The sequence below is a fragment of the Desulfofustis glycolicus DSM 9705 genome (assembly GCF_900130015.1).
GTDB classification, from domain to species: domain Bacteria; phylum Desulfobacterota; class Desulfobulbia; order Desulfobulbales; family Desulfocapsaceae; genus Desulfofustis; species Desulfofustis glycolicus.
The window spans coordinates 105624-132285 of sequence record NZ_FQXS01000008.1; the positions used below are offsets into that span (position 1 = coordinate 105624).

Sequence of the window (26662 nt, forward strand, 5' to 3'; positions counted from 1 at the left end):
CCAGGTATCGGAGCGTGCAGCTATCGTTCCTGCCAGACTGGATTTCGTTTCTCGAAGAACGCCCGCACGCCCTCCTTGGCATCACTCGTGCTGCAGAGCCGTGCGAAGGCTTCGTTCATCAAATCGAATTGGTGACGATAATCCAGGTCTTCCGAGGCGTAAAAAGCCTTTTTGGCAATCTGGATCGCCAGCGGGCTGCGCTTGGCCAGATCTTCGGCCCAAGCAAGTGCTTCCCGATCGAGTTCGTCTTTGTCGACGATACGATTGATCAGGCCCAGGGCCTGCGCTTCCGGAGCTTTGATCAAGTCACCGAAAAGCAGCAACTCCAGCGCTTTTTTCCGACCAACACAGCGGGCGACCGGAATGATCGGGCCGACACAATTAAGACCTACATTGATGGCCGTCAGGCCCATTTTGGCGTTATCGGCAGCAATCGCCAAATCGGCGGCGGCGACAAGACCCATCCCGTTAGCTGCAGCCACTCCCTGAACCTGGGCTATCACCGGCTTCTTCATGGTCGCAACGGTCACCAGCGGCTGTTCCATGTGTTCGATCCAGGCCCGATATTCCATGGTCGTTTTATCCGCCAGCTCATTGATGTCGATGCCGGCACAAAAGGCACGACCGGCGCCTTTCAAGATAATGACCCTGACCCGCTGGTCTTCGTCCATCTGCTGTAAGACAGCGGTTAGTTCCGCTGCCAACCGGCTATTGAAGGTATTGAGGTGCTCCGGTCGGTTCAACGTAATGGTGCCGACATAACGATCTCCCACCGCCGTGATAAGATGCGCATCTCCCATGTTCTTCCTCCGATCATTGCTGCCGTTGATGGAAATCGAGACCGGCACACCGAGCCTGCCGGTGCACGCAGCCACAATCAGACCGTGTGCCGCCAGGTTGGTCCGGGCTCGGAACGCTGCCTCTCACGCCTTGTCAGCATAACGCTGAATTGAGGAATCTGCCTCAAAAAAAAAGGGAGCCCGGACCGTCATCGGTCAGCGCTCCCCCATAGTTGTGTGCTCAAAAAAAAGAAAATCAGCCGATCCAGCCTGCCGAGGAATGGATATCACCCTGCCGCCCGACGATGAGACAGTCGCAGCCGGGGCGATGATTGATAAAATCAATTCCATCCCGGGGCTCGAGGACAAAAACGGCGGTCGATAGGGCATCCGCCTCGATTACCGTCGGAGCAAGGACCGAAACACTGGCAGAGAGCCGCGGAGAATGACCGGAACGGCCGTTGACGATGTGGTGAAAGAGCTTTTCCCGGTCGTAATAGACTTCATAGTTCCCGGATGTAGCGATGGCACCACTCTCCATGTTGATGATATCCGGGTAGGCTTTTCGCTTCTGGGGGTCTTGGATCGCCACCGACCATTTTTTTCCCCGGGCTGCATGACCGCTCGTCCGAATATCGCCACCGGCATTAATCAGGTGATTGTCGATGCCATGCCGACGCAAGGCGGCAGAAGCCCTATCAACAATATAACCTTTGGCGATGCCATCGAGCGTGATCCCCATCCCTTGACGAGCGAAAGTCAGGCTGTGACCGTCAACGCGCACCCCTTCACCGCCGGTAACTCTGAGAACCCGAGAGATTTCAGACTCGTTTGGTTCTCTCCCGGCGGCGGCACAAGCCTGATAGAGATCGACAAGAGGAGCAACGGTAACATCGAAGCCGCCCCGGGTCTGGTGATGAAACGTCAGCGACTGTACCACCACATCGCGCAATTCCCCAGGCACGTCAGACAACCGGCCGGCCCGGTTCAATTCGGCCAGCGGCGAGGAGGTATCATGGCGGTTGAACAGCCGACTGAGCCGGGTAATCTCGTCAAATGCCCGGCCGAACGCTTCTTCGGCCTGATCCCGGGACGGATGAATGGCTGTCATGGCAACGAAGGTGCCCATGGCCAATCTAGTTTTTGTCACCTTGTATTCATTTTTGTTGAATAACAGGGCTTCGGCATGCTCGGTCGGCAGAAGTGATGCCGCGACGGTTCCCAGGCCAAGGAGCCCTGAATATTTGAGGAATGAACGTCGCTTTCTGTCGCAGTTGTCGTATTTTTCACTCATATCCGTGCCTTGTCTTCTTCGATTAGCCGGCCATCTTCAAGCCGACAGACGGATCACGTCGAACCATATCGTGGGTATCGTAGATACGAAAAATATCGCGCGGGCATTTGCTGACGCAAATCTCCTCGCACGAAGGTCCATAGGCGATACAAGCCTTATGATCGATGTGGATCAGATTGTTTTCATAGGTGACTGCCTGCGCCGGACAGACCTTGACACACATCTTGCAGCCGATGCAGCCGACCTGGCAGACGCTGGTGACCGCCTTTCCGAGATCCTTGCTGGAGCATGGTACCCAGACCCGAGCCTTCAGGGTTTGAATCTCGATAATATTCTTCGGGCACGTCTTGACACAAACACCGCAGCTAACGCACTTATCGGGGCTTATCTCCGGGAAATTGTCAACCATCTCGATAGCACCGAACGGACACGCTTCGGCACACTCACCGAGGCCGATACACGCATATTGGCAGGCAGACGGTCCACCAAAACCAAGGCTGGCGGCGGTACAGGAAGAAAACCCGATATAGTGGTGCTTGTGGCTGACGCGCCCTTCGATTCGTGAGCAGCGAACCACCGCCATGGTATCTTCAACCGCAGTCATTTTTTTGCCGGTCAGTGCGGCCACCTTTTCAGCGACCTTCTCTTTTCCGGGAAAACAGAGATTGGGCGGGACATCTGGGTTGGTAACGACCTCGATCGCATAGCCCTCGCATCCCGGATAGCCACACCCCCCGCAGTTCGCCAACGGGAGAGACTCGAGAACCTCCTCGATCAACGGGTTGGACTCAACAGCGAATTTTTGCGCTGCGATAGCGAGCCCGATACCAAAAAAGAGTCCGATACAGCCAAGCAGTACCAGCCCCCCGATTGCCATTTTCACTAATTGCGGATCCATAATCGTTTTACTTCTCCTGTTGCAGACAGTAGTTCGTCAGACCGTGACAATCAGAACAATTGCAGACCGGAAAACCCGAGAAAGGCCATCGCGAATTGTCCGGCAACGATAAAAGCGATCGGCAGCCCCTTGAACGAAGCCGGTACCCGAGCCAACTCGAGCCGCTCACTAACCGAACTCATCAGGTACAAAGCGAGCAGAAAGCCGCCGCCGGCGCCGAGGCTGAGCATAAATGTCTCAAAATAATTGTATTCATTGCTCGCCATAAGCAGCGGGACGGCGATGATGACACAGTTGGCGATAACCAGCACCAGGTAAACGCCGAAGGATTTGAACAAAATCGGATTCACCTTGCGCAGCACCGTATCGACCGCCTGCACCGTCAACGAGGTCAGCCCGATAAAGATGACGATCTGAAGATAGTCGAGGTTGAACGGTTTCAGAACATACTGGAACAACACCCAACTCATGCTGACTGCCACCACGATAACGATGGTGAACACCACTCCCATGCCCTTGGCGGTCTGCTTGCGCTTCGAGGTGCCGAAAAAGACGCAGAGTCCCAGGTACTTGGTAAAAACGAAGTTGTTGATAAGCAAAGCTGAGATGAGAATGGAGAACAAATACCCGAGATACGACTTGCTCACCGAGAAAGACGTCTCGGCAACCCCGCCGACATCGTGCAGCGTAACAACATGGGCAACCGAGGTATTGAGCGGCTCGGCAAAAGAAAGCGTCGCCTGTCGACCGTCTGTCGAGAGACTCACCTCGGAAACGGTCAGCCGGATATCGGGGTCGGTCTCTTCATAGACGGTATAGCTTTGCGTATCGGTTGCTTCAGCCGGGTCGACCGGTGTATTGAACTGCACGATGATCTCATTATCGGCGCCAAACTCCGTGGCCGCCACCAGGCCGGCTGCCTGTCCCGCCCCGGTAAGGCCGAAGAAGACGGGTAGCGCCGCACATAGGATGAGACGGATTAGTCGCTTCATGCGTTACCTCTTTTTCTCTGGGCGTAGCGCGTTTCTATCCAGTTGAAAAACCCCATCATCAAACCGACCACGAAGAACCCGGCGGAAGGCAGGATGAAGAACAACAAGGGCTTGAAGCCGAGGACATCATAGCCCATGATCGCCCCCGAACCGAGCAGTTCACGAACAAAACCGATGGTCACCATGCCGAGCAAAAAGCCCATTCCCATGCCGATACCGTCCCAGAAGGAGTCGGAAACCGTCTCCTTGCAGGCAAACATCTCCAAACGCATGGTGATGATGGCAAAGGCGACGATAATCTTGACGAAAATTCCCATCTTGGCATAAGCCACCGGGAAGAAAGCAGCCAAGGTCAAGTCAATAACGGTAACCCAGGTGGCGATCGTCAGGGTATAGGTCGGAATACGGATGCGCGGGTGAATGAAATCTTTGATCAGGGAAATCGTCACACTGGAAAACACCTGCACAAAAAGCACCGCGAGGCCGAGCATGATGCCATTCATCACAGTCGTCGAGATACCGACCGCCGGACACATCGAAAGAGCCAGTTTGAAAATCGGGTTCTCTTTCAGGATGCCGTTGGTGACTAATTGAAGACTGGTCTTATCGTTCGACACGATTCGTTCCTCTCGTTGATTTAAAAAGGTACGGCAATCTGCTGTTGCTCAAGCACGTTGTCGAGCAGATCGAGGCGATAGGCGAACTTTCTGGTCATCCCCTTGACCCCGGAACTGACGGCCACCGAGGAAATGGTAGCGCCGGTCAGGGCGTAAATATCCTGGTCACGGTACTGCTGCATGATATCATCGGCAGCCGCTTCGTCCACGTTGCCTTCAAGAGCCGCAAAATACTCATCGGGCATCGGTTTCTTGGCGACTTCGATGCTCTTGATCTTCTCGAACGGCTTGTATTTGAATTGGTTCTTGAAATAATCCTGTTCGATCTCAGCACCCAGTCCCGGGTCCTCTTCATGTTCCATGACCTCGAGACCGATAACCGAGTACTCCGGATCAAGGGCCAGGATAATGGCGATATTGGTCTTGAAACCGGGAAACTTACCGGACAGCAGGTACGCGGTACGCTGCCCGTGATCGGTGACGACAATGGTCTGATCGGTGAAACGAATCGTTTTATCACCACCAAGTGCGGCCTGAATGGCCTTGTCCCGCTCGCCCTGGTCCCGGACGTTCTCTTCACTGACCGGCACCGACGTCTGATTGAGAAAAGAACCGTCCAGGCCGATTCGAACGAAACTGAACCCACCGTCCTGACCATGCTCTCCGACCGGAAGCAGATAGCCGATGGACTGACCTTCACCATCCGTTACCACATAGCGATACAACTCGTGCATGCCCATTGATTCAGGAATCTCCTGGCCCCCCGAGTAACCGAGCAAGGCAAAGACCACTTTCTGCTCCCGGGCATGCTCGTTGGCTTTTTTCGCCTTGTTGGTCAGGACGAAGGTGGTTCCCATGATCAAACCGGCGACCAGACAGGAAGCGGTCAGTCGAAAAATTATGGTGAGGAAGTTCTTCATTTCTCACCTCCTGCCGGCGGGGCAAAACGTTTCGGCTTGAACCAGCCGTCAAGCACCGGGCTCAATGGATTCATCAACAAAATAGCGTAGCAGACCCCTTCCGGATAACCGCCTTTGATCCTGATCAATACCGTCAACGCCCCGATGCCGGCACCAAAGATCAGCTGAGCGGTTCTCGTCGTCGGCGAGGTGACATAGTCGGTAGCCATGAAAAACGCACCGAGCAGAGCGCCGCCGGTGAGTACCGCCAGCAACGGATCACCGGTGAAGAGCGTCTCACCGCCGAACATCCAGGTCAGCAGCGCAATCGTGCCGAGTACCGATACCGGAATATGCCAGGTAATATAACGGCGATACATGAGGTACAAGCCGCCGAGAACGAGCAACAACCCCGAGGTTTCACCGATGCACCCGGGCCGCCAGCCAAGGAAGAACGAGCCATAGACTTCCGAGGGAGTGCCAAAGGCCTCACGGAAAGCGGCCATGCCCTGTTCTTTCATGACCGCCAGTGGAGTGGCGGTCGATACCGCATCAACACCGGAAGCGAGATACGAGAAAATCGCTCCGTCGGTGAGCGGCGGCAGCCAGGCCGACGTCATTGCAACCGGAAAAGTGGCCAGCAGAAAAGCTCGGCCAAGCAAGGCCGGATTGAAAAAGTTGTAGCCGATGCCGCCAAGCAGGTGCTTGCCGATAAAAATCGCCATCACCGCGCCAAGAACCGGGATCAGAAACGATACCCCGGGCGGGATGACAAAAGCCATCAGCATACCGGTCAAGGCGGCACTGCCATCGCTGACCGTCACCGGCTTGTTGAGGGCCTTCTGACAAATCGCCTCAACCGCCATGCAACTGATCACTGAAACCGCCGTGATCAATAAGACCTGGATGCCGAAAACAAAGATCGACAACACGAGCGGCGGCACCAGACAAGCCACCACTGTCCACATAATTTTGCCAACCGACTCGGGACTGCGGACATGGGGAGAAACCGAAACATTCCACATGGCCGCAACAGCCGGCGCCTGGTCGTTCGTCACTTTCGGTTCGATGGCTCTACTCCTTGCAACCTTGGTTAATGAAATGTCCTGCCGGCCCTGTTATGAACGCTTCGCCTTCATCTTGGCCAATCGGACAAACTGTACGAGCGGACGCTTGGCCGGACAGACATAGGCGCAGCTGCCGCATTCAAAACACTCAAAAACCCCGAATTGTTCGGTATTCTCCGGCCGGTTCGCCTCGACATAGAGACCAATCTCTTTGGGCTCCAGCCCCATCGGACAGGCATCCAGGCACCAGCCGCAGCGAATACAGGAAGACAGCGGGGTGGTATCGATTTCCTCTTTGGTCAAAAACAATACCGCAGACGTCGTCTTGGTTACCGGTATATCGAGCGTCGATACGGCAAACCCCATCATCGGACCACCGAGAACCACTTTCGCCACCTCGTCACTGATGCCGCCGCAATATTCGACGATATCACTGACCTTGGTGCCGATTTTGACCAGCAGATTGGCCGGTTTGACGATCCCTCGGCCGGAGATGGTGACCACTTTTTCGATCAGCGGCTTACCGAGCGCAACCGCCTCATAGACGGCCCGGGTGGTTGACACGTTGTGCACGACGACACCGACGGCGGACGGCAGCGCCATCGCCGGCACCTTACGTCCGGTTATCGCCTGGATCAGCTGTTTTTCAGATCCCTGGGGGTATTTGACCTGCAAGGTCACCACCGAAATGTCGCTATCGTCGCCGCCTGCGGCGCGTACCGCCGCGGTCATTGCGGCGATCGCGTCGGGTTTATTGTTCTCAATGCCGACGACGCATGTTTTAATACCGAGTATCTTCAGTAGAATTTTCGCCCCTTCGACAATCTCCTCCGCTTTTTCGACCATGCTCCGGTGATCGGCAGTAATGTAGGGCTCGCATTCGGCGCCATTGAGCAACAACGTGTCGACCGGAGTATCGGCCGGCGGCTTGAGCTTGACGTGGGTCGGGAACCCGGCCCCACCGATGCCGACGATGCCGGCATCATGTACTTTCTGCAGCAATTCCTGAGCCGTCAACTGCTGCCACTGGTCGGCAGTCCACTGACGCGGCTGCGCTTCGCGATCGACGGCGAGCGTGATCGACGGTGTGGTTACCCGGATCGGGTGGGCCGCCGTGGCGATCGCCTTGATCGAGCCGGCCGCCGGAGCATGGAGCGGCACGCCGAGTCCTTTGCTCACATCAGCGACGAGATCCCCTTCACCGACTGCCGCTTTCTTGGCCACCGTCGGCGTGCACGGGGCACCAATATGCTGGCCGAGAATCAGGTGCAACTCCGCCGGCAACGGCATGACCTGAATCGGCAGCTGTTCGGTCAGCCCCTTGGACTCCGGCGGATGCACACCGCCTTTTGGAAATGTCAGAGTGGATACCATGATACCTGCACTTTGGGCTGTAAGGGTTATCTATCTGGGTGTGCCTGAACAGCACCATTTCAGGCCGACTATCATCGGGGCAACGATCCCGTTCGCTGCCGTCCTGTCGATTAACGACTTTTTGTCACCAGCATCTTCAGACGATTCCGGCATAATGTTTCATGAACTGGATTCGTTCAAAAGCCGACTGATCGGAACCGAAGCTATAGGAAAGCCGTCCGCGAAATTGCTCAATGCCGGTGAAGGAATGGTTTTGCATCCAGGTCTCAAGATCGCTGATGATCTTGGTCGCCTGGCCGGCACCATTCCGGTACAAGGCCGACACCGTCTGAACGGTGCGAGCACCAGCCAGAATCAGCTTGACGGCAGCGGCACCATCATGAACCCCGGTCGATGCGGCAAAATCCGCCTCGACCATACCCGACAGCAACGCTACCCAACGCAGAGGCGTACTTATCTCGGCCGGTTCGCTCAGCACCCCCGCCGACGTTAAAGACAGTGAATCGATATCGATATCGGGCCGATAGTAGCGATTGAACAGTACGAAACCGCCAACCTTTCCGGTCCAGAAAAGCCGCGACACGAGACTGGCCAGAGACGAAGAATAACTGCTCATCTTCAGCGTGATCGGAATGGCCAGGCCGTCGGTGACCTTGTTGACGACGTCGAAGTAAATCTGCTCGTAATCACTGCATGATTTCCGCGGATCACTGGGCAGCAGGGAGATGTTTATCTCCAGAGCATCGGCACCCGCCTTGGCGATCCTCTTGGCAAAACTGGTCCACTCGGCAGCCGTGACGCAGTTCAGGCTGGCAATCACTGGGATGTCCAAATCCTTCTTGGCATCACTTATCAAATCGAGATAATCGGATACGGCGGAGTCGCGGGTATACTCCTTGATGTAGTCGTAGGCCTCGGGATAATCGGTCTGATAGACTTCGAGGTTGCTTTTCAGGTCCGCCTCGATCTGTTCCTCGAAGAGCGATTTAAGCACCACGGCACCGACACCGGCATCGGCCAGTTCCCTGATCTTGACCAGCGAACCCGTCAATCCGCAGCTGCCTGCGACAACGGGATTTTTCAGCTTCAATCCGAGATAGTTCGTCGTCAGATCTGTCATCTTCGTCCGTCCATTTGATTTACTGGCCGCCGAAAAGCGGTTGCCCCATCAGGTCAAGCCGTTTCGGTGAAGCAGTGCGCTGCACGAGGAATGAGCACCGGTGCAGATTTGGTCCCGCTGTCAATACGGCTAAACACGATAGGGCAGGACCGCCTGTCCCGCACACCCTGCACAACGTCGTACACCCCGTTTTCTATCGATATTCAATCCGAACTTCTACTTTTGACCGGGTAACAAATCGTGGGTCAAAAAGCAAGCGTCTTTTCCTGATTTCCACTTCTTAACTGTTCAGCATAGTAAGGAATCAGCAATTCTTTTCTGGTCTTACCAGGCCGTCTCGGTTTCGTTTCATTTTTTTTACACAGGCCATCAAATCTGCTGATAACAAAGCGTGGCCGATCCCGGTTTCCCCTTGCACTCCGGCAGAACATTGTTAATATCCGCTCTTGTGAAAACTATCTTAACAGCCCTCCATGCCCGGCAAAGATAACCGCCGAAACCCAGTAACGATGATCCTCGCCGGGGCTGTATGTATCAGCTTCTCAGGTATTTGGGTCAACCTGTCCGGCACCGCGCCAACGTTATCTGCTTTTTATCGCGTCTTTTTCGGCAGCCTCTTTCTGGCCATCGCCTGCCTGCTTCGCGATGAATTTGAGCGCCCCTCTCGAAAAACGTTACTACTCACCGTGTTGTGCGGGCTGTGCTTTGCCGTCAACCTTTCCTGCTGGCATGCCAGTATCTTTTTCATCGGCCCCGGGCTGGCGACCATTATCAGTAATTTCCAGGTCTTCGTTATGGCCCTGGTCTCCCTTGTCGTTTTCGGTGAAAAGATCAGACCGATCTTCTTTGTTTCTCTGCCCCTCGCTTTTCTCGGACTATTTCAAATCATCGGTTTCGACTGGTCGTCTCTGCCGGAAAACTATCGGACCGGCGTCTATCTCGGACTCGCCACTGCTCTTCTCTATTCGGCGTTTTTGCTCATTTTGAGAAAGATCCAGCAAGTTCAGCGATCACTGTCCTTTTTTTTCAGCCTGCTGCTGGTATCACTGTCGGCCAGCTTTTTTCTTGGCGCTGCCACGTGGTTGACCGGTAACTCATTCCGGGTTTCCGGCCTGATTCCCATCGGTTCGCTCCTCTGCCTCGGGTTGTTCAGTCAGACCATCGGCTGGTCTTGTATCGCCAACAGCCTGCCCCGGGTTTCTCCGGCGGTCACCGGACTGGTGCTCCTGTTGCAACCCGCTCTTGCCTTCATCTGGGATGTCTTGTTCTTCGCCCGCCCCACTTCCGCTGATCAGTGGCTCGGGGTCGGCGTCACCCTGGCTGCCATCTACCTGGGCATGACCGCCGCACGCGCGCCCCGTTACGGGAAGCGGTCCCGATAAAACCGGGACATGGCCCGGCGATGCTGGCAAAATCCGGACAAAAATCGTATAGTGACTCCAGGCGCCAAATCGACGGCACTAACGAGGCACCTTCACAACAAGGCACAGGACAATGAAAATCATCAACAACTATGAAGAGATCCAGCCGCAGTCTTTCAATGGCGAACACGTCAAAGGAGTTACCGGCAGAGTGGCTATCGGTGCTGCAGATGGTGCTCCCCATTTCTGCATGCGGATATTCACAATAAAACCGGATGGTTTCACGCCACGTCACGCCCATGACTGGGAGCACGAAATCCTCTTTCACTCCGGCAGGGGGCAGGTCCTGCAGGGCGGTACCTGGCGGGATGTCTCGGCTGGTTCGATCGCTTTTATTCCGGGCAATGAAGAACACCAGATCCGCAACAATTCCAACTCCGAGCTGGTATTCGCCTGCTTGATACCCGCCGGGGCCCCCGAGCTCTGATCGATCGGCAACGGTGCCGCGCTGGTGATGCCGGCGGGAAGCGGCACCACCAGGCAAAACACCGACTACCGGGGAGCTTGAAAAATCCGGTATTTCGTTCAAGATCGAGGCACGCAAGAAAATTTTACCACAGGCATATAAAATCGATATTCCGAGGATAAAATTTGATTGTGTAACGACGAGATTGGGCGAAATGACAATTTTTCAAGCTTCCCTACCGTTATGAACCGAGCAGGGCCGCTCGCAGGTCTTCCGCGACCGGCTCAGGGCCGAGCCAAATGGAAAGGAGCAGGTCGTTAAACGGTTTACCGGCGATGACTCCTTTCCGCTCTCCCCTGATGTCTACTGCGGTACCAACTCCGGGCAGATAATCAAGTATAATGGTGTCGCCAGCTTTGACAGTGGTAAAGAGCTGGTTGAAAGCGGCAATCTCGGCAGCAAGCGCATCTAGTTGCTCCGGGGTTCCGTTACCGGTAAAACCGGCATTCCAGGCTTCAACCAGATCCTCACCACTCACCTCACTATACAAAAAGTGCATCGCCATGCGCTTGCCACCTTCGTCTGCAAGCACGGCATCAACGCTCGTCGCCTTATGCTCAAGATAGAGCGCAGCGATATAGATCTTGAAGAAAAATTTCGTCCTGACCCCGGCTCCGTTCAAGGACAACACTGCTCCGTCATCCCTTTTCACCTCCTCCGACAGATCAACTCCGGCTATCTCACGCGCCCCGGCGGGAACCACAGTCAGCAAGACAAACAACAGCACCATGATTGCTCTTTGCATACTCCCTCCTCCCGTTATCAATAATTCGGAAATTCTCCGGTCGCTGCAACCGACCGGGAACGATACTCGTCTCTTGTTTTAGCCCGTCGCTCGTCACGAAAGAACAAAAAACGGTCAAAGGAGAAAAAAAGTAGAGAGGGGTGATCACTCTGTGATACCCCCCCGGCGATATACTGGCGACAATATCAAAACAGAGCGCTGGGGAGGATCACCATGAGACCTGGACATGAATTGACGGCACAGCCAAATCTGGAAGGGAGCTTGAAAAATTTGCAAGGTTCCCTTGAGAGTGCAATCGCCAACGGGATTAAAGGAATCGGCCTGCCTGCAGGCAGGCCGATCTGGCTGGTACGCCTGACCAAACGGTTGCCGCGGTACCGCGAATTTCTGCTTTCCGCAGCCGCCTCGGTGGCCGTTGCCGTTCTCTGCCTGGCCGGCTGCTACCTGTTCCTTAGCCAATTGGCTGCCCATGGCTGGTAGAACGGCGGTCGCGACAGCACCAGCAAAACGAGCTATTCCTGCCAGTCCGGCCTGATATGAAGTTCCGTCAACTGTCGGCGGGCTACTTTGTCTGGGGCATCTGTCAGCGGGCAGGTCGCCTTTTGGGTTTTCGGAAAAGCGATTACGTTCCTGATGGAGTCGCCGCCGGTAATCAGCATCATCAGCCGATCCAGACCGAAGGCGATGCCGCCGTGCGGCGGAGCACCGAACTCTAGGGCCCGGAGCAAAAACCCGAATTTTTCACGGGCTTCATCATCAGAGATGGAGAGCGCCTGCAGAACCTTCATCTGCACATCACGCTGATGAATACGGATCGACCCTCCGCCGATCTCGGTGCCGTTGAGAACCAGGTCGTAAGCGCGACTGTAGACCGCGCCCGGGTCGGTCGCCAATTTTTCGATATCCTCATCGCGCGGTGCGGTGAAGGGATGATGCAGAGCCTGGAAGCGTTTTTCCTTGTCATCATAGGCCAACAACGGAAAATCGGTGACCCAGACAAAACGGAAGACGGTCGCGTCGAGCAGATCGAGCCGCCGGACCAACTCAATTCTCAGTTCGCCGAGCACCTGAAAAACTGTTGCGTTCTTGTCGGCACCGAAAAACAGCAGGTCGTCGACCTGTGCATCAAGAGCCGCAGCAATACGCTGCCGTTCTTCGGCAGAAAAGAATTTGGCGATCGGTGACTGCCATTCTCCGCCCTCCTTGATTTTGACCCAGGCCAAGCCTTTGGCGCCGAATTGGAGTGCATAATCGGTCAAATCGTCGAGTTCCTTGCGGGTAAAACGGCCACACCCCTTGGCGTTGAGCGCCCGTACCGTGCCGCCGCCATCGACGGCACTGCGAAACACTTTGAATTCGCAACCGGCTGCAATCTCGGTCAGATCGACGAGTTCCATCGCGAAGCGGGTATCCGGCCGATCGGTGCCGTAACGGCTCATCGCCTCGTCGTAACTGATGCGCTTGAACGGCGGCTGAACGTCGCGCCCGATGGTTTCACGGAACAACGCATCGATCATTCCTTCGACAATCTCGATAACCTGCTCTTCATCGACAAAGGACAGCTCCATATCAATCTGGGTGAATTCCGGCTGGCGGTCGGCTCGCAGATCCTCGTCGCGGAAACATTTGACGATCTGATAATAACGGTCCAGCCCGGCGACCATCAGCAATTGTTTGAAGAGCTGCGGTGACTGCGGCAGCGCAAAAAATCGTCCCGGGTTGACCCGACTCGGCACCAGATAGTCACGGGCGCCCTCCGGAGTCGATTTGGTCAGCATCGGCGTCTCGATATCGAGAAACCCACGTGCGTTCAGATAGCCACGGATCGACTGCACGGCCCGATGCCGGGCGATCAGGTTGGCGGTCATCTCCGGCTTTCTCAGGTCGAGATAACGATATTGCAACCGCAGGCCGTCCGATACCTCTTTGTCCTCATCCAATGGGAACGGCGGGGTTTCACTGGTGTTGAGGATGAACAGCTGATCGATCAACACTTCGATTTCACCGGTCGCAAGTTTCGGGTTGGCCATGTCGCCCGGGCGCGGATCAACAACGCCGCTGACAGCGATCACCCACTCGCTGCGCAGCCGGTGCGCCTTTTCGTGGACGGCCGGGTTGATCTCGGGATTGAAGACGACCTGGGTGATCCCTTCGCGATCGCGCAGATCGATAAAAATGACACCGCCGTGATCGCGCCGGCGCAACACCCAGCCCATCAAGATCACTTTCTCGCCGACGTGACCGATACCCAGCTCATTGCAATGATGCGTCCTGCGCATTGTCCCCAAAGAATCCATAGTCGTCTCTATCCAACCCCGGGACCTGCCCGGACCCGGTTGTGTTAAATTATCCCCGGTCGATGGCCGAGTGGATTGCGTCGTGATCAAGGGCAACGTCCACTTGATCTCTGCTCATCATGTTACGCATCGGGGCTCTGCCGCGCGCCAGTTCCTGTTCACCGACAATCAGGACATGGGCCGCACCGGCCTTGTCCGCCTGCTTCATCTGACTCTTGAGGCTCCTGCCGCCATAATCCATGTCCGCGCGCAGACCGGCCCGGCGTATCTCGTGCAGCAACCGGAAACATCGTTCGCCAGCAGCATCGCCGAGAGCGGCAAGAAACAGGTCGATGGACGGTCCCGACGACGACACCGTGTCGTGCTGCTGGAGCAACAGAACCAAGCGTTCGAGTCCGACTGCAAAGCCGATCCCCGGCATCGCCGGGCCGCCGAGCGACTCGACCAGCCCGTCATAACGGCCGCCGGCACAAACCGCCGACTGGGCGCCAAGCTCGCCGCTGACAAACTCAAACGTTGTCCTGACATAGTAATCCAGCCCACGGACCATGAATTTGTTCAGACAATAGTCGATCCCGAGCTGCTCAAGGGCCTTTCGAACTCTGTCTAAATGATCGGCACAGTCCGGACAGAGGTGCTGTTGAATCGACGGCGCATCGGCAACCTCGGCACGGCAGGTCGGGTTTTTGCAATCAAGCACACGCAACGGATTGGTGATGCTTCGTCGCGAGCAGTCGTCACACAGCCGGTCCAGACGCTCGGCGATGAAGTCGAGCAACAACGCCCGATACGCGGGCCGACAGGCGGGACAACCGAGTGAGTTGATCTCCAGACTGGCCGAAAGACCGAGTTCCTCGAGCAGCATCGCTCCCATGGCCAGGAGTTCGGCGTCGAGACGAGGCGAAGCGGAACCGACCACCTCGACGCTTAGTTGATGAAATTGCCGAAGTCTCCCCTTCTGCGGTCGTTCACGACGGAACATCGGCCCGATGGTGAATAGCCGCTGGACCGGCCTGACAGCATGGAGGCTGTGTTCAACATAGGCCCGCATCAACGATGCCGTCGCCTCTGGACGAAGGGTTTCCTGCCGATCGACAAAGGTGTACATCTCTTTCTCGACGATATCGGTACCAGCCCCGATCGAACGCGCAAACAGCTCGGTCCTTTCCAGAACAGGAAGTCTGATCTCCTGAAAATGAAACCGCTCCAGGACACTTCTGGCAACCGACTCGATGCGCCGCCAGAGCACGACTTCGTCCGGGAGAATATCTTTAAAGCCGTTCAAGGCCTTTACCTTCACCGCTGCACCTCCATAACGCTCATTACGATGCTGTTTTTCATAAAAACTTTAAGAATAACCGGAAATGATGCTAAAAGTCAAGCTGGACCAGCCGCGCCCGCCCGCCCGCCAACCGCCGCAACTATCGTCCCGAAATCCTGCTCGATTTATCTTCTGGTACGGCTCTCTATCGGCCCGCCAACGGTGACGGCGACGGGCCCTCCTATCGCCTTGTTTACCCGATACTTCGCTTGACAAAAATCGGGACAAGGGGCATTATCGGTGCTCAGTTTCAGCTTTGCGACAGAGAAGGAGGAATTCCGACCAGCATGAAATTACCATCACTTTCCATCGGCCACTTGACGGCCCGCATTCCGCTCATCCAGGGAGGAATGTCCATCCGGGTCTCCACCTCGTCACTAGCGGTTCCGGTCGCCGAATGCGGTGGTATCGGCGTCATCGGGGGGTCGGGAATCCCCGCCGAAGAGTTGCAGGATGACATTCGCACGGCCAAGAAAGCGACAGACGGGATCATCGCCGTCAATGTTATGTACGCGATGAAAAATTTCTACGACCTGGTTATTGCCTCCATTGAGGCCGGGGTTGACATGATCATTACCGGGGCCGGGTTCTCCCGTGACATTTTCAAGATCGGCCGGGCACATAATATCCCCATTGCGATGATCGTCTCTTCACCGACGCTGGGAAGACTTGCGGAAAAGCTGGGGGCATCAGCGGTCATCGTCGAGGCCAAAGAAGCCGGAGGACATCTCGGCACCGACCAGCCGCTGCGCACTATCTTTCCGCCTATTCGCGACGTCGTCAAATCCGTACCGCTCATTGCTGCCGGCGGCATTACCAACGGATACGAGATGGCGGAAATGATGGATGCCTATGGAGCAGACGGTATCCAGATAGCCTCGCGTTTCGTTCTCAGCGAAGAGTGCGACGTGTCCGACGAATTCAAGCAGGCCTACCTGCGTGCCGAAAAAGACGACATCGTCTTGACCACGTCACCGGTCGGACTGCCCGGCCGTGCCCTGCGCACGCCCTTTGTCCAGGCGCTGGCCGATGGAGTAAGTTTTGCCAGCAAATCGTGCAAGCACCTGTGCCTGAAGAAATGCGATCACCACTATTGCATCAATGAACGATTGAACGCGTCGCGTCAGGGCGATCTGCAGGAAGGATTATTCTTCTCCGGTGAAAATACCTACAAGATGAAAGCGATCCTGCCGGTTGCCGAGATCTTTCGTCAATTCGTCAGCCAGGCCGAATCCGTCTACCGGGAAAACCGCGGTTTCTCCCCTCCCAGCCAGAGTGCCTGATAGCGGTACCTCATCGCAGGCCCTTGCCACTGATCATCCGGTCATGTCCAGCACCTCACCACATGAACCCGTCGTCATCACCCGCGAGCAACACCGTATCTCGCTTGATTCGATCGACCGGGATGCCCTCTATGTATTGAAAAAGCTCAACAGCGCCGGGTTTTCCAGCTACCTGGTCGGCGGCGGTGTCCGCGATCTCTTCCTCGGAAAGACCCCAAAGGACTTCGATATCGGTACCGACGCCCGGCCCGGCCAGATCCGCCGGATCTTTTCCAACAGCAGAACGATCGGCCGACGATTTCGCCTTGTTCAGGTTTTCTTCAAATACGGCAAGATCGTCGAAGTCTCAACGCTGCGCTCGCTCAGCGAACATGACCTTGACGGCCCCGAAGCGGTGCTGGCGCCAAACAACACCTACGGTACGGTCAGCGAGGATGCTCAACGCCGGGATATCAGCATCAACGCGCTGTTCTACGAGATCAACGAGCAGACCATTATCGACCATGTCGGCGGCTTTGCCGACCTGCAGGACGGTATCATCAGGATCATCGGCACTCCGAAAAAGCGAATCAACCGGGATCCGGTACGGATGATGCGGGTAATCAGACACGCCGCTCGGAATCAATTCAAGATCGAAGAAAACAGTTGGCAGGCCATGTGCGACAACAGCCACAAACTGGCGCTCTGTCCTCCTTCCCGGCTCCGCGACGAAACACTGAAAGATATCTATTGTGGCAGTGCCGCCGCCTGGTTCGAATTGGCTGTCGATTCCGGCGTTTTTTTTGCGCTGTTCGGAATCTACCGGGATGGTGCCGCCGATGCTTCCTGGCGACCACGGCTTACCGCCATCTTTCGTACCATCGACAGGCTCAACAACAGCGCCGTTGCCGCCGGGCTGCACCGGCAGCCGGATTTTCTGCTGCTCTCCTTTATTCTGTTGCCCTGGGCCGATGCCGCGTTGCAAATCTTCGACCCATCGCTCAAAGGCGGCCGTCTCTTCCACCTGGCAACAGCCATTCGCGAAGCCATCGACCAGAGTGTCGGACCGGCGCTCGGACTGACCCGTTCCTGCCGCCAGGAAATCACCGCCCTGCTGACTCACCTGCCGACCTTGATCTCCCAGCGCCAGAAAGATTCCTGGCCTAAATGGTTGCGGCGCAAAAGCTATTTCAACAAATGCCGTCTCCTTTATCTCTGCCATCTCGAAGCGACTCAGGGGCAAACCGTTCCCGACCAGATGTTCCTGGTTGGCGGTCCCGGGGCGCCGTCCCAGCCCACCGAGTCACGAACGGCACAGAAGCCGCCACGACGCAAGGGTCGGCCGGCCCTTGTCGACGATCACCCTGGCGGTATTTTCGGGTTTAAACGATAGTATGAGACATGCATCATCATCGACTCCGGACAGACACAACCGATCAGCAACCTCGCCTGGTTTTTCTGCTCACTGAATAGCGCAAGCGAACGGGACCCCGGACTCCTCTTGTTTCATTTTTTCTTATTTGCATCATAAGTATTTCTTAAACTCATTTCCGGAAAATGAATTGACATTCACCTGGAACCCCTCTATTAACTAATTTTGTTTCCCTTTTGGCTAAAAATCCACTATCGAAGTTGTCGCCGGATGAAAAGGGAGCGTCCTGCAGTCAACTGCTCACGTGGGGGATTTTTTGATATTCACACTGTATTGGTACGATGTACCGGTATAACTGCGCTCTTTGCGCGCCAACTTGTCGTTTGAGCAATAGGAGGTTGATATGGCAGACACGGTAAACAAAACTTTGGATCCGCGCTTGAATCGACGCGGCTTCCTGAAGGGATGTACCATGGCAGCAGCCGCTCTGGGACTCTCTGAAGCCATGGTCCCGAAAATGGTGGAAGCCGCTACTTCGGGCCAGCGTCCCCCGGTTATCTGGCTGCACTTTCAGGAATGCACCGGTTGTACCGAGTCCCTGCTCCGCGGCGCCCACCCCGACCTGGCCCGGCTGATCCTCGACATCATCTCCCTGGACTACCATGAAACCGTCATGGCCGCCGCCGGCCACCAGGCCGAAGAGGCTCTGCATGCCTCAATGGAGGCAAACGCCGGCAAGTACCTGCTGGTCGTCGAGGGTGGTATTCCTCTGGCTGAAGACGGCGTTTACTGCAAAATCGCCGGTAAAACAGCCGTTGACAGTCTCAAAGAGGTCGCCTCCAAGTGCGCGGCCATCATCGCCATCGGCACCTGCGCAACGTTTGGCGGCGTTCAGGCCGCCAAACCGAATCCGACCGGTTCCGTCGGTGTCGACAAAATCATCACCGACAAACCGATCGTTAATATCTCGGGCTGTCCGCCGAATCCGGTCAATTTCCTCGGCACCGTCCTGCACTATCTCACGTTCAACCGTCTGCCGGCCCTCGATGGTCTGAAGCGCCCGAAATTCGCCTATGGCCGTCGCATTCACGATCATTGCGAACGTCGCGCCCATTTTGACGAGGGCCGTTTCGTCGAGCAATTCGGCGACGAGTACCACAAACTTGGCTATTGTCTCTACAAGGTCGGCTGCAAGGGACCGGAGACCTTTGCCAATTGTCCGGTTGCCCGCTTCAATGAGGCCGGCGTCTGGCCGGTATCAGTCGGACACGGTTGTATAGGTTGTACTGAGCCAAATTTCTGGGATACCATGACACCGTTCTATGACCGCATCCCCAATGTCAAGATTCCGGGATCCGGTATCATCGATGATGCCGACACACTCGGCACCAAGATCCTCGGTGTGACTGCTGCCGCAGTCGGTATCCACGCTGCTGTCGGAGTCGGTAAACGCCTTATCAAGGGCAAGTCCGACGGGAGCGAATGATTACGCGCAGATCGCTGATCATTGATTATTGCAAACAACCACTAAGCTTTGGAGGTTTTACAGATGGCTCAGAAAATCACCATTGATCCGATCACCCGGATTGAAGGTCACTTGCGAATAGATGTAGAGGTCGATGGCGGGGCGGTCACCAATGCCTGGTCATCCGGTCAGATGTTCAGAGGCCTGGAGATCATTCTGCAGGGCCGCGATCCACGCGATGCCCAGCATTTCGTCCAGCGTATCTGCGGCGTCTGCACCACCGTTCATGCGCTGGCCTCGGTTCGTGCCGTTGAAGATGCACTGAAGCTCGAGATTCCGCTCAACGCCCAGCTCATCCGTAACCTCGTCCAGGGCATCCATGCCCTGCAGGATCACATCGTTCATTTCTACGCCCTGTCGGCATTGGACTGGGTCGATGTCGTCTCCGCCCTCGATGCCGATCCGGTAGCCACCCAGCGCCTGGCCGAATCCCTGTCCAACTGGCCGGGCAACAGCGCCAAGCGATTTGCCGCAGTCAAAGCCAAGGTCAAGGCCCTGGTTGAGAGCGGCCAGCTCGGTCCGTTCGCCAACGCCTATTGGGGCCACGCCGCAATGAAGCTGCCGCCGGAGGCCAACCTGATGGCGGTATCCCACTACCTCGAAGCGCTCGATTACCAGCGCAAGGCCACTGAGGCGCTCGGCATCATCGGCGGCAAGAACCCGCACGTGCAAAATCTCAACGTCGGCGGCGTCACCACCGCCATCAACCTGAACAACCAAGCCACCCTCAACATGGAGCGCCTCTACCGCATCAGGCAGCTGGTCGAAGAGGTCCGTGATTTCATCAACAACGTTTACCTGGTCGACCTGGCCGCAGTCGGCGCCCTGTATGCCGAATGGCTGCCTTACGGCGCCGGTGTCACCAACTACCTGGCCGCCCCGGATATGCCGACCGACGCCCTGGCCACCACCTTCGATCTGCCCGGCGGCACCATCATGGGCGGCGATCTGGCCAGCGTCAAGCTGTTCAACGACTTCAAGGATCCTGCCTTCCGCGACCACGTCGAAGAATCGATTGCCCGCGGCTGGTACGACGGCGACTGGCAGAAACACCCCTACGAGGAAGATACCAAGCCGAAACCGGGATCTTTCGACGAGAACGGCCGTTACACCTGGCTCAAGGCGCCGCGTTTCGACGGCAAACCGATGCAGGTCGGCCCGCTTTCGCAGATGCTGGTCGGCTATGCCTCCGGTCATGGCGAGATTGTCAAACGGGTCAACGGCGCCCTTGACCTGATCAGCACCATCGCCGGAGTTCGCGTCGGGCCGGATGCCCTGTTCGGCACCCTCGGCCGCCATGCCGCCCGCGCCGTCCGCTGTTCGCTGATGGCCGATCTGACCCTGAAGCACTGGGATATGCTGGTCGACAACGTCGGCAAAGGCGATCTGGAGATATTCAACCCGCCGACCTTCCCGAAAGGCGAGCAAAAGGGTATGGGCTGGCATGAAGCGCCACGGGGCCTCCTGTCGCACTGGATCGTCATCCAGGACGGCAAGATCAAGAACTATCAATGTGTCGTCCCGTCGACCTGGAACGCCGGCCCGCGCGACGCCCAGGATCAACTCGGACCGTACGAAGCCTCGTTGCTGGCCAACCCGATCGCCGATCCGGAACGACCGCTCGAAGTCCTGCGAACCATCCACTCCTTCGATCCATGCATTGCCTGCGCCGTTCACATGCTGGATCCGGAAGGCCGTGAAGTAATGAAAGTCAAAGCGCTGTAATGGCATGACAGAACACTTTCAACTCTCGGCAACGACCGACAGGAGGCAATTATGACGTATGAGAAGAAGAAATGCTGGAGCATTCTGCTCCGGCTTTATCACTGGGCGTTTGCGCTCTCCATCATCGCGTTGGTCATCACCGGCTTCTATATCAACAGCCCGTGGACCAACACGTTGCAAGAAGGCAGCGCCAGCTTCCCGATGGCCTGGACGCGCTACATCCACTTCGTGGCCGGCTTTGTCTTCACCGGTGCGGTCCTGGCACGGATCTTTCTGTATCTCTTCGGCAACAAGCAGGAGCGAATTCTTGAGCATCTGCCGGTCACTCCGCGCAATATCAAGAATCTCGGCAATACCTTGCTGCGCTACAGCTACATCCAGGAAGGTCACGATACCGATCGGCTCGGCCATAATGTCCTGGCTGGACTGACCTATGTAATCACTATCATCGCCGCGGTTTTCCAACTGGTCAGCGGCTTTTATCTGCTCTACCCGGAACTCGCCGTATGGGAAGGCTGGGGGCTGATGATCTTCGGCAGTCAGCAGTCGGCTCGTTACGTCCATCATCTGCTGATGTGGTGGTTCATGATTTTTGCCCTGATCCACGTCTACCTGGTGATATGGAATGACGTGCGTCGCCCGGAAGGACTTGTCTCATCTATTTTCACCGGTGACAAATTCATCCATAAGGCGTAACGCTCCGCAAAACGGGGTCGAAATCCGCGTCCGGGGCATCGTCCAGGGCGTCGGGTTTCGGCCCTTCGTTTTCCAGCTTGCCTCCCGTTTCGCCATCTGCGGAACGGTCACCAATACCAGTGACGGGGTAGTCATCAGGGCATGGGCCCCCGCTGCAGCATTACTGTCATTCCAGGCCGCCCTGGTCGACCAGGCACCCCCGCTGGCACGCATCACCGACATCGATCACCGGCCTCTGAGTTCACCAGCCGAAAGCGATTCCTTCACCATCCTGCCGAGCCGGGACACCGGCACCGTTCTGGCCATTATCCCCCCGGACATAGCCCTCTGCGACGATTGCCTGGCGGAACTTCGTAATCCGGCGGACCACCGCTATCGCTACCCGTTCATCAATTGCACCAATTGCGGACCGCGTTTTTCCATCATCGAGACACTCCCCTACGATCGCTCCCGCACCTCGATGAAACAGTTCCCGATGTGTCCGGTCTGCGCCGAGGAATACAAAGACCCTGCTAACCGCCGCTATCACGCGCAACCCAATGCCTGCCCGGTCTGCGGCCCGCAGCTGAGCTGGCACGATCGAAACGGCAGCACGCTTACCGTCGATGATATCATTGCCGCCGCCATTGGTGCCATCAACAGTGGCGCAATACTTGCCATCCGCGGCCTTGGCGGCTTTCATCTGTGCGTCGATGCCTGCTCCGAAGCACCGGTCGCACAGCTCAGAGAGCGCAAGAGACGACCCGCCAAGCCGCTCGCGGTGATGGTTGCCGACGTGGCAGCAGCGCGCCGCCTCTGCAACCTGTCAGACGAGCAGGCACGGGTGCTGTCCGGGCCGCAGCATCCGATCGTCCTGCTGACGGTCCGGCCGCAGACGAAGCTCGCGACCAACCTTGCCCCGCAGCTGAGCGATATCGGCATTATGCTGCCCTATACGCCGCTCCATCACCTGCTCTTCACGCACCCGGACTGCCCGGCGGCACTGGTCATGACCAGCGGCAATGTCGGCGGCGAACCGATCTGCACCGACAACAAAGAGGCCTTCCGACGCCTGGCCGGTATTGCCGATTTTTTCCTGCTCCACAATCGCGATATCGTCACTCGAGTCGACGATTCGGTGGTCAAGGTCGTCGCCGGACACCCCCGCCTGATGCGTCGCTCCCGTGGATACGTACCGGCACCGATCCTCGTTCCCTACGAACTACCGGCCATCATCGGTTGCGGCGGCGGCCTGAAAAGCACCTTCAGCCTGGCCCGCGGCAAGACCATATTCCCAAGTCAGCACATCGGTGACCTGTTCAACCTGCCTTCCTATGACTTTTATCGGGAATCGGTGATCAACCTCAAGCGGCTCTTTGCCATCGAGCCGGTCGCCGCCTGCTGTGATCTGCACCCCGATTACCTGAGCAGTCACTTCGCCAAAGAGCTTGGACTGCCGCTGTACAGAGCGCAGCACCATCATGCCCACGCAGTTGCGGTGATGGCCGAGCACGGCCTGTCCGGTCCAGTGCTCGCCGTCGTGCTGGACGGAACGGGTTACGGCACGGACGGCACGATTTGGGGCGGCGAGCTGTTGCAGGTCGATCTCACTTCGTTTCATCGCCTCGGCTGTCTCGAACCACTGCCGCTGCCCGGGGGTGACGCGGCTGCCGCGGAACCGTGGCGGATGGCAATGGCCTGTCTTTTCCGTTGCTTTGGAGAAAAGGCCTGTGACGCTCCCTATCTGGTCGACATAGATCCGGCCCGGCGGCGCGTCGTTTTGCAGATGCTTGAGAGCGGTTTCAATACGCCGCTGACCTCGAGCTGCGGCCGACTCTTCGACGCTATCGCCGCGCTGCTCGGCCTGCAGTCGGTCTCGAGTTTTGAAGGAGAAGCAGCCATGCGCCTGGAAGCATGTGCCCGGCAGGCGGTGACCAATCGCTGGCAAGACGAATTACTGGAACATCAGGAAGATTGCCGGCTGGATCTGCACTATCGAGAAAATGAACAAAGGTGGGAGATTATTTCCTCGAAATTTGTTAAAAGGATGATGGACGATCTTGATACCAGCGGCAACGGCCCCGTCGCGGCCCTGCAGTTTCACTCCTGGCTTATCACTCGTATCTCACACCTTGTCGAGAAACTTGCTGGCAGAACAGGAATCACGACTGTCGTTCTGTCCGGCGGCTGCCTGCAAAACGAACTGCTGCTGGACGGCTTGCTCTTTTCCCTAGGCCAACGGGGACTATCGACCTATTCGGGAGTACAAATCCCTCACAACGACGGCGGCATCTCTGTCGGCCAGGCAGTTATCGGAGGATTACAACATGTGTCTAGCAGTACCGATGAAAGTTGAACAGGTGGAAGGAAGTCCGGACGATTTCACCAGCGAGCAGCTGGCCACCGTGAATATGGACGGGATCAGCAGAAAAGTGCGTCTCGACGTTGTCGATCGCTGGCCTGAAGTCGGCGATTACGTCATCGTCCACGCCGGCTTCGCCATTCATTCCCTGGTCGAAGAAGAAGCCAAACGCAATATAGAACTGATCAGGGAGTTGGCGTCGCACATGCCTGAGGAGATGCTCCAGGGTGGTGACGGTTCATGAAGCATGTCGATGAATACCGGGATCGGGCCCTGATCGAGCCGCTTGCCGCCGAACTGCAGAGAGCAGTCAGCAAACCGGTTCGTCTCATGGAAATATGCGGCACCCATACCATGGCCATTTTCCGCAGCGGTATTCGTTCGATCCTGCCAGCCGGCATGGAAATCGTCTCCGGTCCGGGCTGCCCGGTCTGCGTGACCTCGGCCGCCCACATGGACGCCTTTATCTCCCTGGCCGATGCCCCAGGCGTCCGGCTCGCCATCTTCGGCGATCTGTTCCGGGTTCCCGGCTCGAACGGTTCTCTGGCCCATGCCAGCTCCCGGGGAGCCAAGGTCGAAATCGTCTACTCATCGATGGATGCCCTCGATATCGCTTCCCGTCATCCAGACGATCTGGTGATTTTTCTCGGCGTCGGTTTCGAAACGACCACCCCGGGAATCGCTGCCACCATTCTCGCCGCCCAGCGCCAAAAGATCGATAATTTCTGTGTCTTTTCTACTCATAAGGTTATTCCTGAAGCACTCGACGTACTGCTGCAGGATCCCGAATTACAGATCAATGCACTGCTCTGCCCCGGGCATGTCTCGGCAATTATCGGCGCCGCCGCCTATCAACCGTTTGTCGATCGGTATCACCTGGCCTGTGTGGTCGCCGGCTTCGAGCCCGCTGACCTGCTCAACGGCCTGATCCGGCTGGCCCGTCAGATCGGCGAGGATCGGCCGACTGTCGACAATATCTACCCACGGGTCGTCTCCTGGGAAGGCAACCACCGGGCACTGGCCATGGTCGACGAGGTCTTCGAAGCTACCGACACGCAGTGGCGTGGTCTTGGCGTGATACCGGGCAGCGGCCTGAAAATCAGAGAGCGCTATCGCGACTTCGATGCCGAGCAGCGCTTGGCCATCGTCGTCACGGATGTCCCGGAGCCTAAAGGCTGCCTCTGCGGGCAGATCCTTAAAGGACAGACCATCCCGCCGCGCTGCCCGCTCTTCGGCAGCCGCTGTACGCCGGCGTCACCGGTCGGACCGTGCATGGTTTCCAGTGAAGGGACCTGCGCCGCCTACTATAAATACGGCGAAACCGGTTGAAACAGATCCTTTCTCCTTGTCTTCCCGGACAATCCGCGCTAAACGAAACACGAACCCGAGCAACCCGATTCGATTCAAACCGTCAACCAGCGAGACGCCATGTCAGAAACCACCATCCTCCTCGATCACGGCAGCGGCGGACTGGCCAGCCAGCAATTGATCGGCGAGTTATTCCTCAAATATCTCGACAGCCCGATCCTCAGGGGCCTTGAAGACAGTGCCGTCATCGACAATCAGCCGGGAAAACTTGCCTTTACCACGGACAGCTACGTTGTCGACCCGATTTTTTTCCCTGGCGGCGACATCGGCAAACTCGCCGTGCACGGAACAATCAACGACCTGGCCATGCGTGGCGCCAGGCCCCTTTGTCTCAGTCTCGGACTGATTCTCGAAGAAGGGCTGCCGCTCGCTGATCTCGAGCGGATCATCATCTCGATCAGCGAGGCTGCAAACGACTGCGGTGTTCCAATCGTCACCGGTGATACCAAAGTTGTACCCCGCGGCAAGGCGGATAAAATCTTCATCAATACCTCCGGCATCGGCATTGTCCCGGAAAACGTTTGTCTCTCATCAAAGCAAGCTGCTACCGGTGATGCCGTGATTCTGTCCGGTACCATGGGCGATCATGGCATCACCATTATGACCCGGCGCGCCGGGATCTCCTTGCAGGGCGATTTGCAGAGCGACACCATGGCACTGCACCGCCTGGTCGCCGGTCTACTCGACCAATTTCCCGGCCGTATCCATGTCCTGCGGGATCCGACGAGGGGCGGCGTCGCCACTTCGCTCAACGAGATCGCCGCCAGCAGTGGTCGCTCTATCGTTCTTGATGAAGGATTGCTGCCGGTCAGACCCGAAGTACGCGCCGCCTGTGAGATTCTCGGCCTGGAAGCGCTCTATCTGGCCAACGAGGGCAAATGTCTGGCCGTCGTCGACCAGGGCAGTGCCGCAGATATCATCGCCGCACTGCACCGGATGCCGGAAGGCCGTGATGCTGCAATCATCGGCACAGTGGTTGACGGCACTGCCGGCAGAGTACTGATCAATACGCCGATCGGCGGTTCACGGGTCGTAACCCCGCTCCATGGCGAACCGCTCCCCCGCATCTGTTAAGCATAACGG

24 protein-coding genes are annotated in these 26662 nt (G+C 56.9%); 12 read left to right on the forward strand and 12 right to left on the reverse strand.

Annotated elements, in window-relative coordinates; all coding sequences use genetic code 11:
• Positions 1-20: 20 nt before the first annotated feature.
• The 9 genes from BUC26_RS08560 to BUC26_RS08600 form a co-directional block, all read right to left on the reverse strand.
• Complete coding sequence (locus BUC26_RS08560; RefSeq protein ID WP_073375301.1) at positions 21-800, reverse strand: enoyl-CoA hydratase/isomerase family protein; 780 nt, start codon at positions 798-800, stop codon at positions 21-23.
• Positions 801-1035: 235 nt separating this feature from the next.
• Complete coding sequence (locus tag BUC26_RS08565) at positions 1036-2073, reverse strand: FAD:protein FMN transferase (protein ID WP_073375185.1); 1038 nt, start codon at positions 2071-2073, stop codon at positions 1036-1038.
• 22 nt (positions 2074-2095) lie between these two features.
• The gene (gene rnfB / locus BUC26_RS08570; RefSeq protein WP_073375187.1) at positions 2096-2971 is read right to left on the reverse strand and encodes an RnfABCDGE type electron transport complex subunit B; all 876 of its coding nucleotides are present in this window, start codon (positions 2969-2971) and stop codon (positions 2096-2098) included.
• 50 nt (positions 2972-3021) lie between these two features.
• Positions 3022-3963 (reverse strand): Rnf-Nqr domain containing protein, encoded by a 942-nt coding sequence (locus tag BUC26_RS22690; protein ID WP_084540555.1) that lies wholly within the window; start codon positions 3961-3963, stop codon positions 3022-3024.
• A complete protein-coding gene (gene rsxE / locus BUC26_RS08580) occupies positions 3960-4580 on the reverse strand; it encodes an electron transport complex subunit RsxE (RefSeq protein WP_084540556.1) in 621 nt (206 codons plus the stop codon). Before rsxE ends, BUC26_RS22690 begins: the two co-directional genes overlap by 4 nt.
• 20 nt (positions 4581-4600) lie before the next feature.
• Positions 4601-5500: an FMN-binding protein gene (locus BUC26_RS08585; protein ID WP_073375191.1), complete on the reverse strand. Its 900-nt coding sequence runs from the start codon at positions 5498-5500 to the stop codon at positions 4601-4603.
• The gene (locus BUC26_RS08590; protein WP_073375304.1) at positions 5497-6504 is read right to left on the reverse strand and encodes an RnfABCDGE type electron transport complex subunit D; all 1008 of its coding nucleotides are present in this window, start codon (positions 6502-6504) and stop codon (positions 5497-5499) included. Before BUC26_RS08590 ends, BUC26_RS08585 begins: the two co-directional genes overlap by 4 nt.
• Before the next feature lie 93 nt (positions 6505-6597).
• The gene (rsxC, locus tag BUC26_RS08595; RefSeq protein WP_073375193.1) at positions 6598-7920 is read right to left on the reverse strand and encodes an electron transport complex subunit RsxC; all 1323 of its coding nucleotides are present in this window, start codon (positions 7918-7920) and stop codon (positions 6598-6600) included.
• Positions 7921-8056: 136 nt separating this feature from the next.
• Positions 8057-9040: a dihydroorotate dehydrogenase-like protein gene (locus BUC26_RS08600; RefSeq protein ID WP_073375194.1), complete on the reverse strand. Its 984-nt coding sequence runs from the start codon at positions 9038-9040 to the stop codon at positions 8057-8059.
• 473 nt (positions 9041-9513) lie between these two features.
• Between BUC26_RS08600 and BUC26_RS08605 the strand changes: the two genes are divergently transcribed.
• The gene (locus BUC26_RS08605; protein ID WP_073375196.1) at positions 9514-10422 is read left to right on the forward strand and encodes a DMT family transporter; all 909 of its coding nucleotides are present in this window, start codon (positions 9514-9516) and stop codon (positions 10420-10422) included.
• 112 nt (positions 10423-10534) lie between these two features.
• Positions 10535-10888, forward strand: coding sequence for a cupin domain-containing protein (locus BUC26_RS08610; RefSeq protein ID WP_073375198.1), 354 nt, complete (start codon positions 10535-10537; stop codon positions 10886-10888).
• Between the two features lie 220 nt (positions 10889-11108).
• On the opposite strand, the gene BUC26_RS08615 is transcribed toward BUC26_RS08610, so the two are convergent.
• Positions 11109-11672 carry a chalcone isomerase family protein gene (locus BUC26_RS08615; RefSeq protein ID WP_073375200.1) on the reverse strand — a complete coding sequence of 188 codons (564 nt, stop codon included), beginning with the start codon at positions 11670-11672 and terminating at the stop codon, positions 11109-11111.
• A gap of 213 nt (positions 11673-11885) precedes the next feature.
• Between BUC26_RS08615 and BUC26_RS08620 the strand changes: the two genes are divergently transcribed.
• Positions 11886-12152, forward strand: coding sequence for a hypothetical protein (locus BUC26_RS08620; RefSeq protein WP_073375202.1), 267 nt, complete (start codon positions 11886-11888; stop codon positions 12150-12152).
• Between the two features lie 32 nt (positions 12153-12184).
• Here the strand turns inward: BUC26_RS08620 and aspS are convergent, their stop codons facing one another.
• Both aspS and hisS read right to left on the reverse strand, forming a co-directional pair.
• On the reverse strand, positions 12185-13969 hold the full coding sequence (aspS, locus tag BUC26_RS08625) for an aspartate--tRNA ligase (protein WP_073375204.1): 1785 nt from the start codon (positions 13967-13969) through the stop codon (positions 12185-12187).
• 49 nt (positions 13970-14018) lie between these two features.
• Positions 14019-15269 carry a histidine--tRNA ligase gene (gene hisS / locus BUC26_RS08630; protein ID WP_073375206.1) on the reverse strand — a complete coding sequence of 417 codons (1251 nt, stop codon included), beginning with the start codon at positions 15267-15269 and terminating at the stop codon, positions 14019-14021.
• Between the two features lie 308 nt (positions 15270-15577).
• Between hisS and BUC26_RS08635 the strand changes: the two genes are divergently transcribed.
• From BUC26_RS08635 to hypE, 9 genes are all read left to right on the forward strand, one after another.
• Positions 15578-16573: an NAD(P)H-dependent flavin oxidoreductase gene (locus tag BUC26_RS08635; RefSeq protein ID WP_073375208.1), complete on the forward strand. Its 996-nt coding sequence runs from the start codon at positions 15578-15580 to the stop codon at positions 16571-16573.
• 43 nt (positions 16574-16616) lie between these two features.
• Positions 16617-17945 (forward strand): tRNA nucleotidyltransferase/poly(A) polymerase-related protein, encoded by a 1329-nt coding sequence (locus BUC26_RS08640; protein WP_073375306.1) that lies wholly within the window; start codon positions 16617-16619, stop codon positions 17943-17945.
• Positions 17946-18327: 382 nt separating this feature from the next.
• The gene (locus tag BUC26_RS08645) at positions 18328-19410 is read left to right on the forward strand and encodes a hydrogenase small subunit (RefSeq protein ID WP_073375210.1); all 1083 of its coding nucleotides are present in this window, start codon (positions 18328-18330) and stop codon (positions 19408-19410) included.
• Positions 19411-19473: 63 nt separating this feature from the next.
• Entirely contained in the window at positions 19474-21174 is a 1701-nt protein-coding gene (locus BUC26_RS08650) for a nickel-dependent hydrogenase large subunit (RefSeq protein WP_073375212.1), read from the forward strand.
• Between the two features lie 51 nt (positions 21175-21225).
• Entirely contained in the window at positions 21226-21870 is a 645-nt protein-coding gene (gene cybH / locus BUC26_RS08655; RefSeq protein ID WP_073375214.1) for a Ni/Fe-hydrogenase, b-type cytochrome subunit, read from the forward strand.
• Positions 21845-24205, forward strand: coding sequence for a carbamoyltransferase HypF (gene hypF, locus BUC26_RS08660; protein ID WP_161949827.1), 2361 nt, complete (start codon positions 21845-21847; stop codon positions 24203-24205). The genes cybH and hypF overlap by 26 nt, the downstream gene beginning before the upstream one ends.
• The gene (locus tag BUC26_RS08665) at positions 24195-24455 is read left to right on the forward strand and encodes a HypC/HybG/HupF family hydrogenase formation chaperone (protein WP_244155817.1); all 261 of its coding nucleotides are present in this window, start codon (positions 24195-24197) and stop codon (positions 24453-24455) included. Before hypF ends, BUC26_RS08665 begins: the two co-directional genes overlap by 11 nt.
• Positions 24452-25540, forward strand: a complete 1089-nt coding sequence (hypD, locus tag BUC26_RS08670) for a hydrogenase formation protein HypD (RefSeq protein ID WP_073375217.1) — start codon at positions 24452-24454, stop codon at positions 25538-25540. The genes BUC26_RS08665 and hypD overlap by 4 nt, the downstream gene beginning before the upstream one ends.
• Before the next feature lie 99 nt (positions 25541-25639).
• On the forward strand, positions 25640-26653 hold the full coding sequence (hypE, locus tag BUC26_RS08675; protein WP_073375219.1) for a hydrogenase expression/formation protein HypE: 1014 nt from the start codon (positions 25640-25642) through the stop codon (positions 26651-26653).
• Positions 26654-26662: the final 9 nt, after the last annotated feature.

Coding starts and splice junctions, on each gene's coding strand:
- BUC26_RS08560 (WP_073375301.1), bottom strand. CDS start 800: ATGGGAGATGCGCATCTTATCACGGCGGTGGGAGATCGTTATGTCGGC.
- BUC26_RS08565 (WP_073375185.1), bottom strand. CDS start 2,073: ATGAGTGAAAAATACGACAACTGCGACAGAAAGCGACGTTCATTCCTC.
- rnfB (WP_073375187.1), bottom strand. CDS start 2,971: ATGGATCCGCAATTAGTGAAAATGGCAATCGGGGGGCTGGTACTGCTT.
- BUC26_RS22690 (WP_084540555.1), bottom strand. CDS start 3,963: ATGAAGCGACTAATCCGTCTCATCCTATGTGCGGCGCTACCCGTCTTC.
- BUC26_RS08585 (WP_073375191.1), bottom strand. CDS start 5,500: ATGAAGAACTTCCTCACCATAATTTTTCGACTGACCGCTTCCTGTCTG.
- BUC26_RS08590 (WP_073375304.1), bottom strand. CDS start 6,504: ATGTGGAATGTTTCGGTTTCTCCCCATGTCCGCAGTCCCGAGTCGGTT.
- rsxC (WP_073375193.1), bottom strand. CDS start 7,920: ATGGTATCCACTCTGACATTTCCAAAAGGCGGTGTGCATCCGCCGGAG.
- BUC26_RS08600 (WP_073375194.1), bottom strand. CDS start 9,040: ATGACAGATCTGACGACGAACTATCTCGGATTGAAGCTGAAAAATCCC.
- BUC26_RS08605 (WP_073375196.1), top strand. CDS start 9,514: ATGCCCGGCAAAGATAACCGCCGAAACCCAGTAACGATGATCCTCGCC.
- BUC26_RS08610 (WP_073375198.1), top strand. CDS start 10,535: ATGAAAATCATCAACAACTATGAAGAGATCCAGCCGCAGTCTTTCAAT.
- BUC26_RS08615 (WP_073375200.1), bottom strand. CDS start 11,672: ATGCAAAGAGCAATCATGGTGCTGTTGTTTGTCTTGCTGACTGTGGTT.
- BUC26_RS08620 (WP_073375202.1), top strand. CDS start 11,886: ATGAGACCTGGACATGAATTGACGGCACAGCCAAATCTGGAAGGGAGC.
- aspS (WP_073375204.1), bottom strand. CDS start 13,969: ATGGATTCTTTGGGGACAATGCGCAGGACGCATCATTGCAATGAGCTG.
- BUC26_RS08635 (WP_073375208.1), top strand. CDS start 15,578: ATGAAATTACCATCACTTTCCATCGGCCACTTGACGGCCCGCATTCCG.
- BUC26_RS08640 (WP_073375306.1), top strand. CDS start 16,617: ATGTCCAGCACCTCACCACATGAACCCGTCGTCATCACCCGCGAGCAA.
- BUC26_RS08645 (WP_073375210.1), top strand. CDS start 18,328: ATGGCAGACACGGTAAACAAAACTTTGGATCCGCGCTTGAATCGACGC.
- BUC26_RS08650 (WP_073375212.1), top strand. CDS start 19,474: ATGGCTCAGAAAATCACCATTGATCCGATCACCCGGATTGAAGGTCAC.
- cybH (WP_073375214.1), top strand. CDS start 21,226: ATGACGTATGAGAAGAAGAAATGCTGGAGCATTCTGCTCCGGCTTTAT.
- BUC26_RS08665 (WP_244155817.1), top strand. CDS start 24,195: ATGAAAGTTGAACAGGTGGAAGGAAGTCCGGACGATTTCACCAGCGAG.
- hypD (WP_073375217.1), top strand. CDS start 24,452: ATGAAGCATGTCGATGAATACCGGGATCGGGCCCTGATCGAGCCGCTT.
- hypE (WP_073375219.1), top strand. CDS start 25,640: ATGTCAGAAACCACCATCCTCCTCGATCACGGCAGCGGCGGACTGGCC.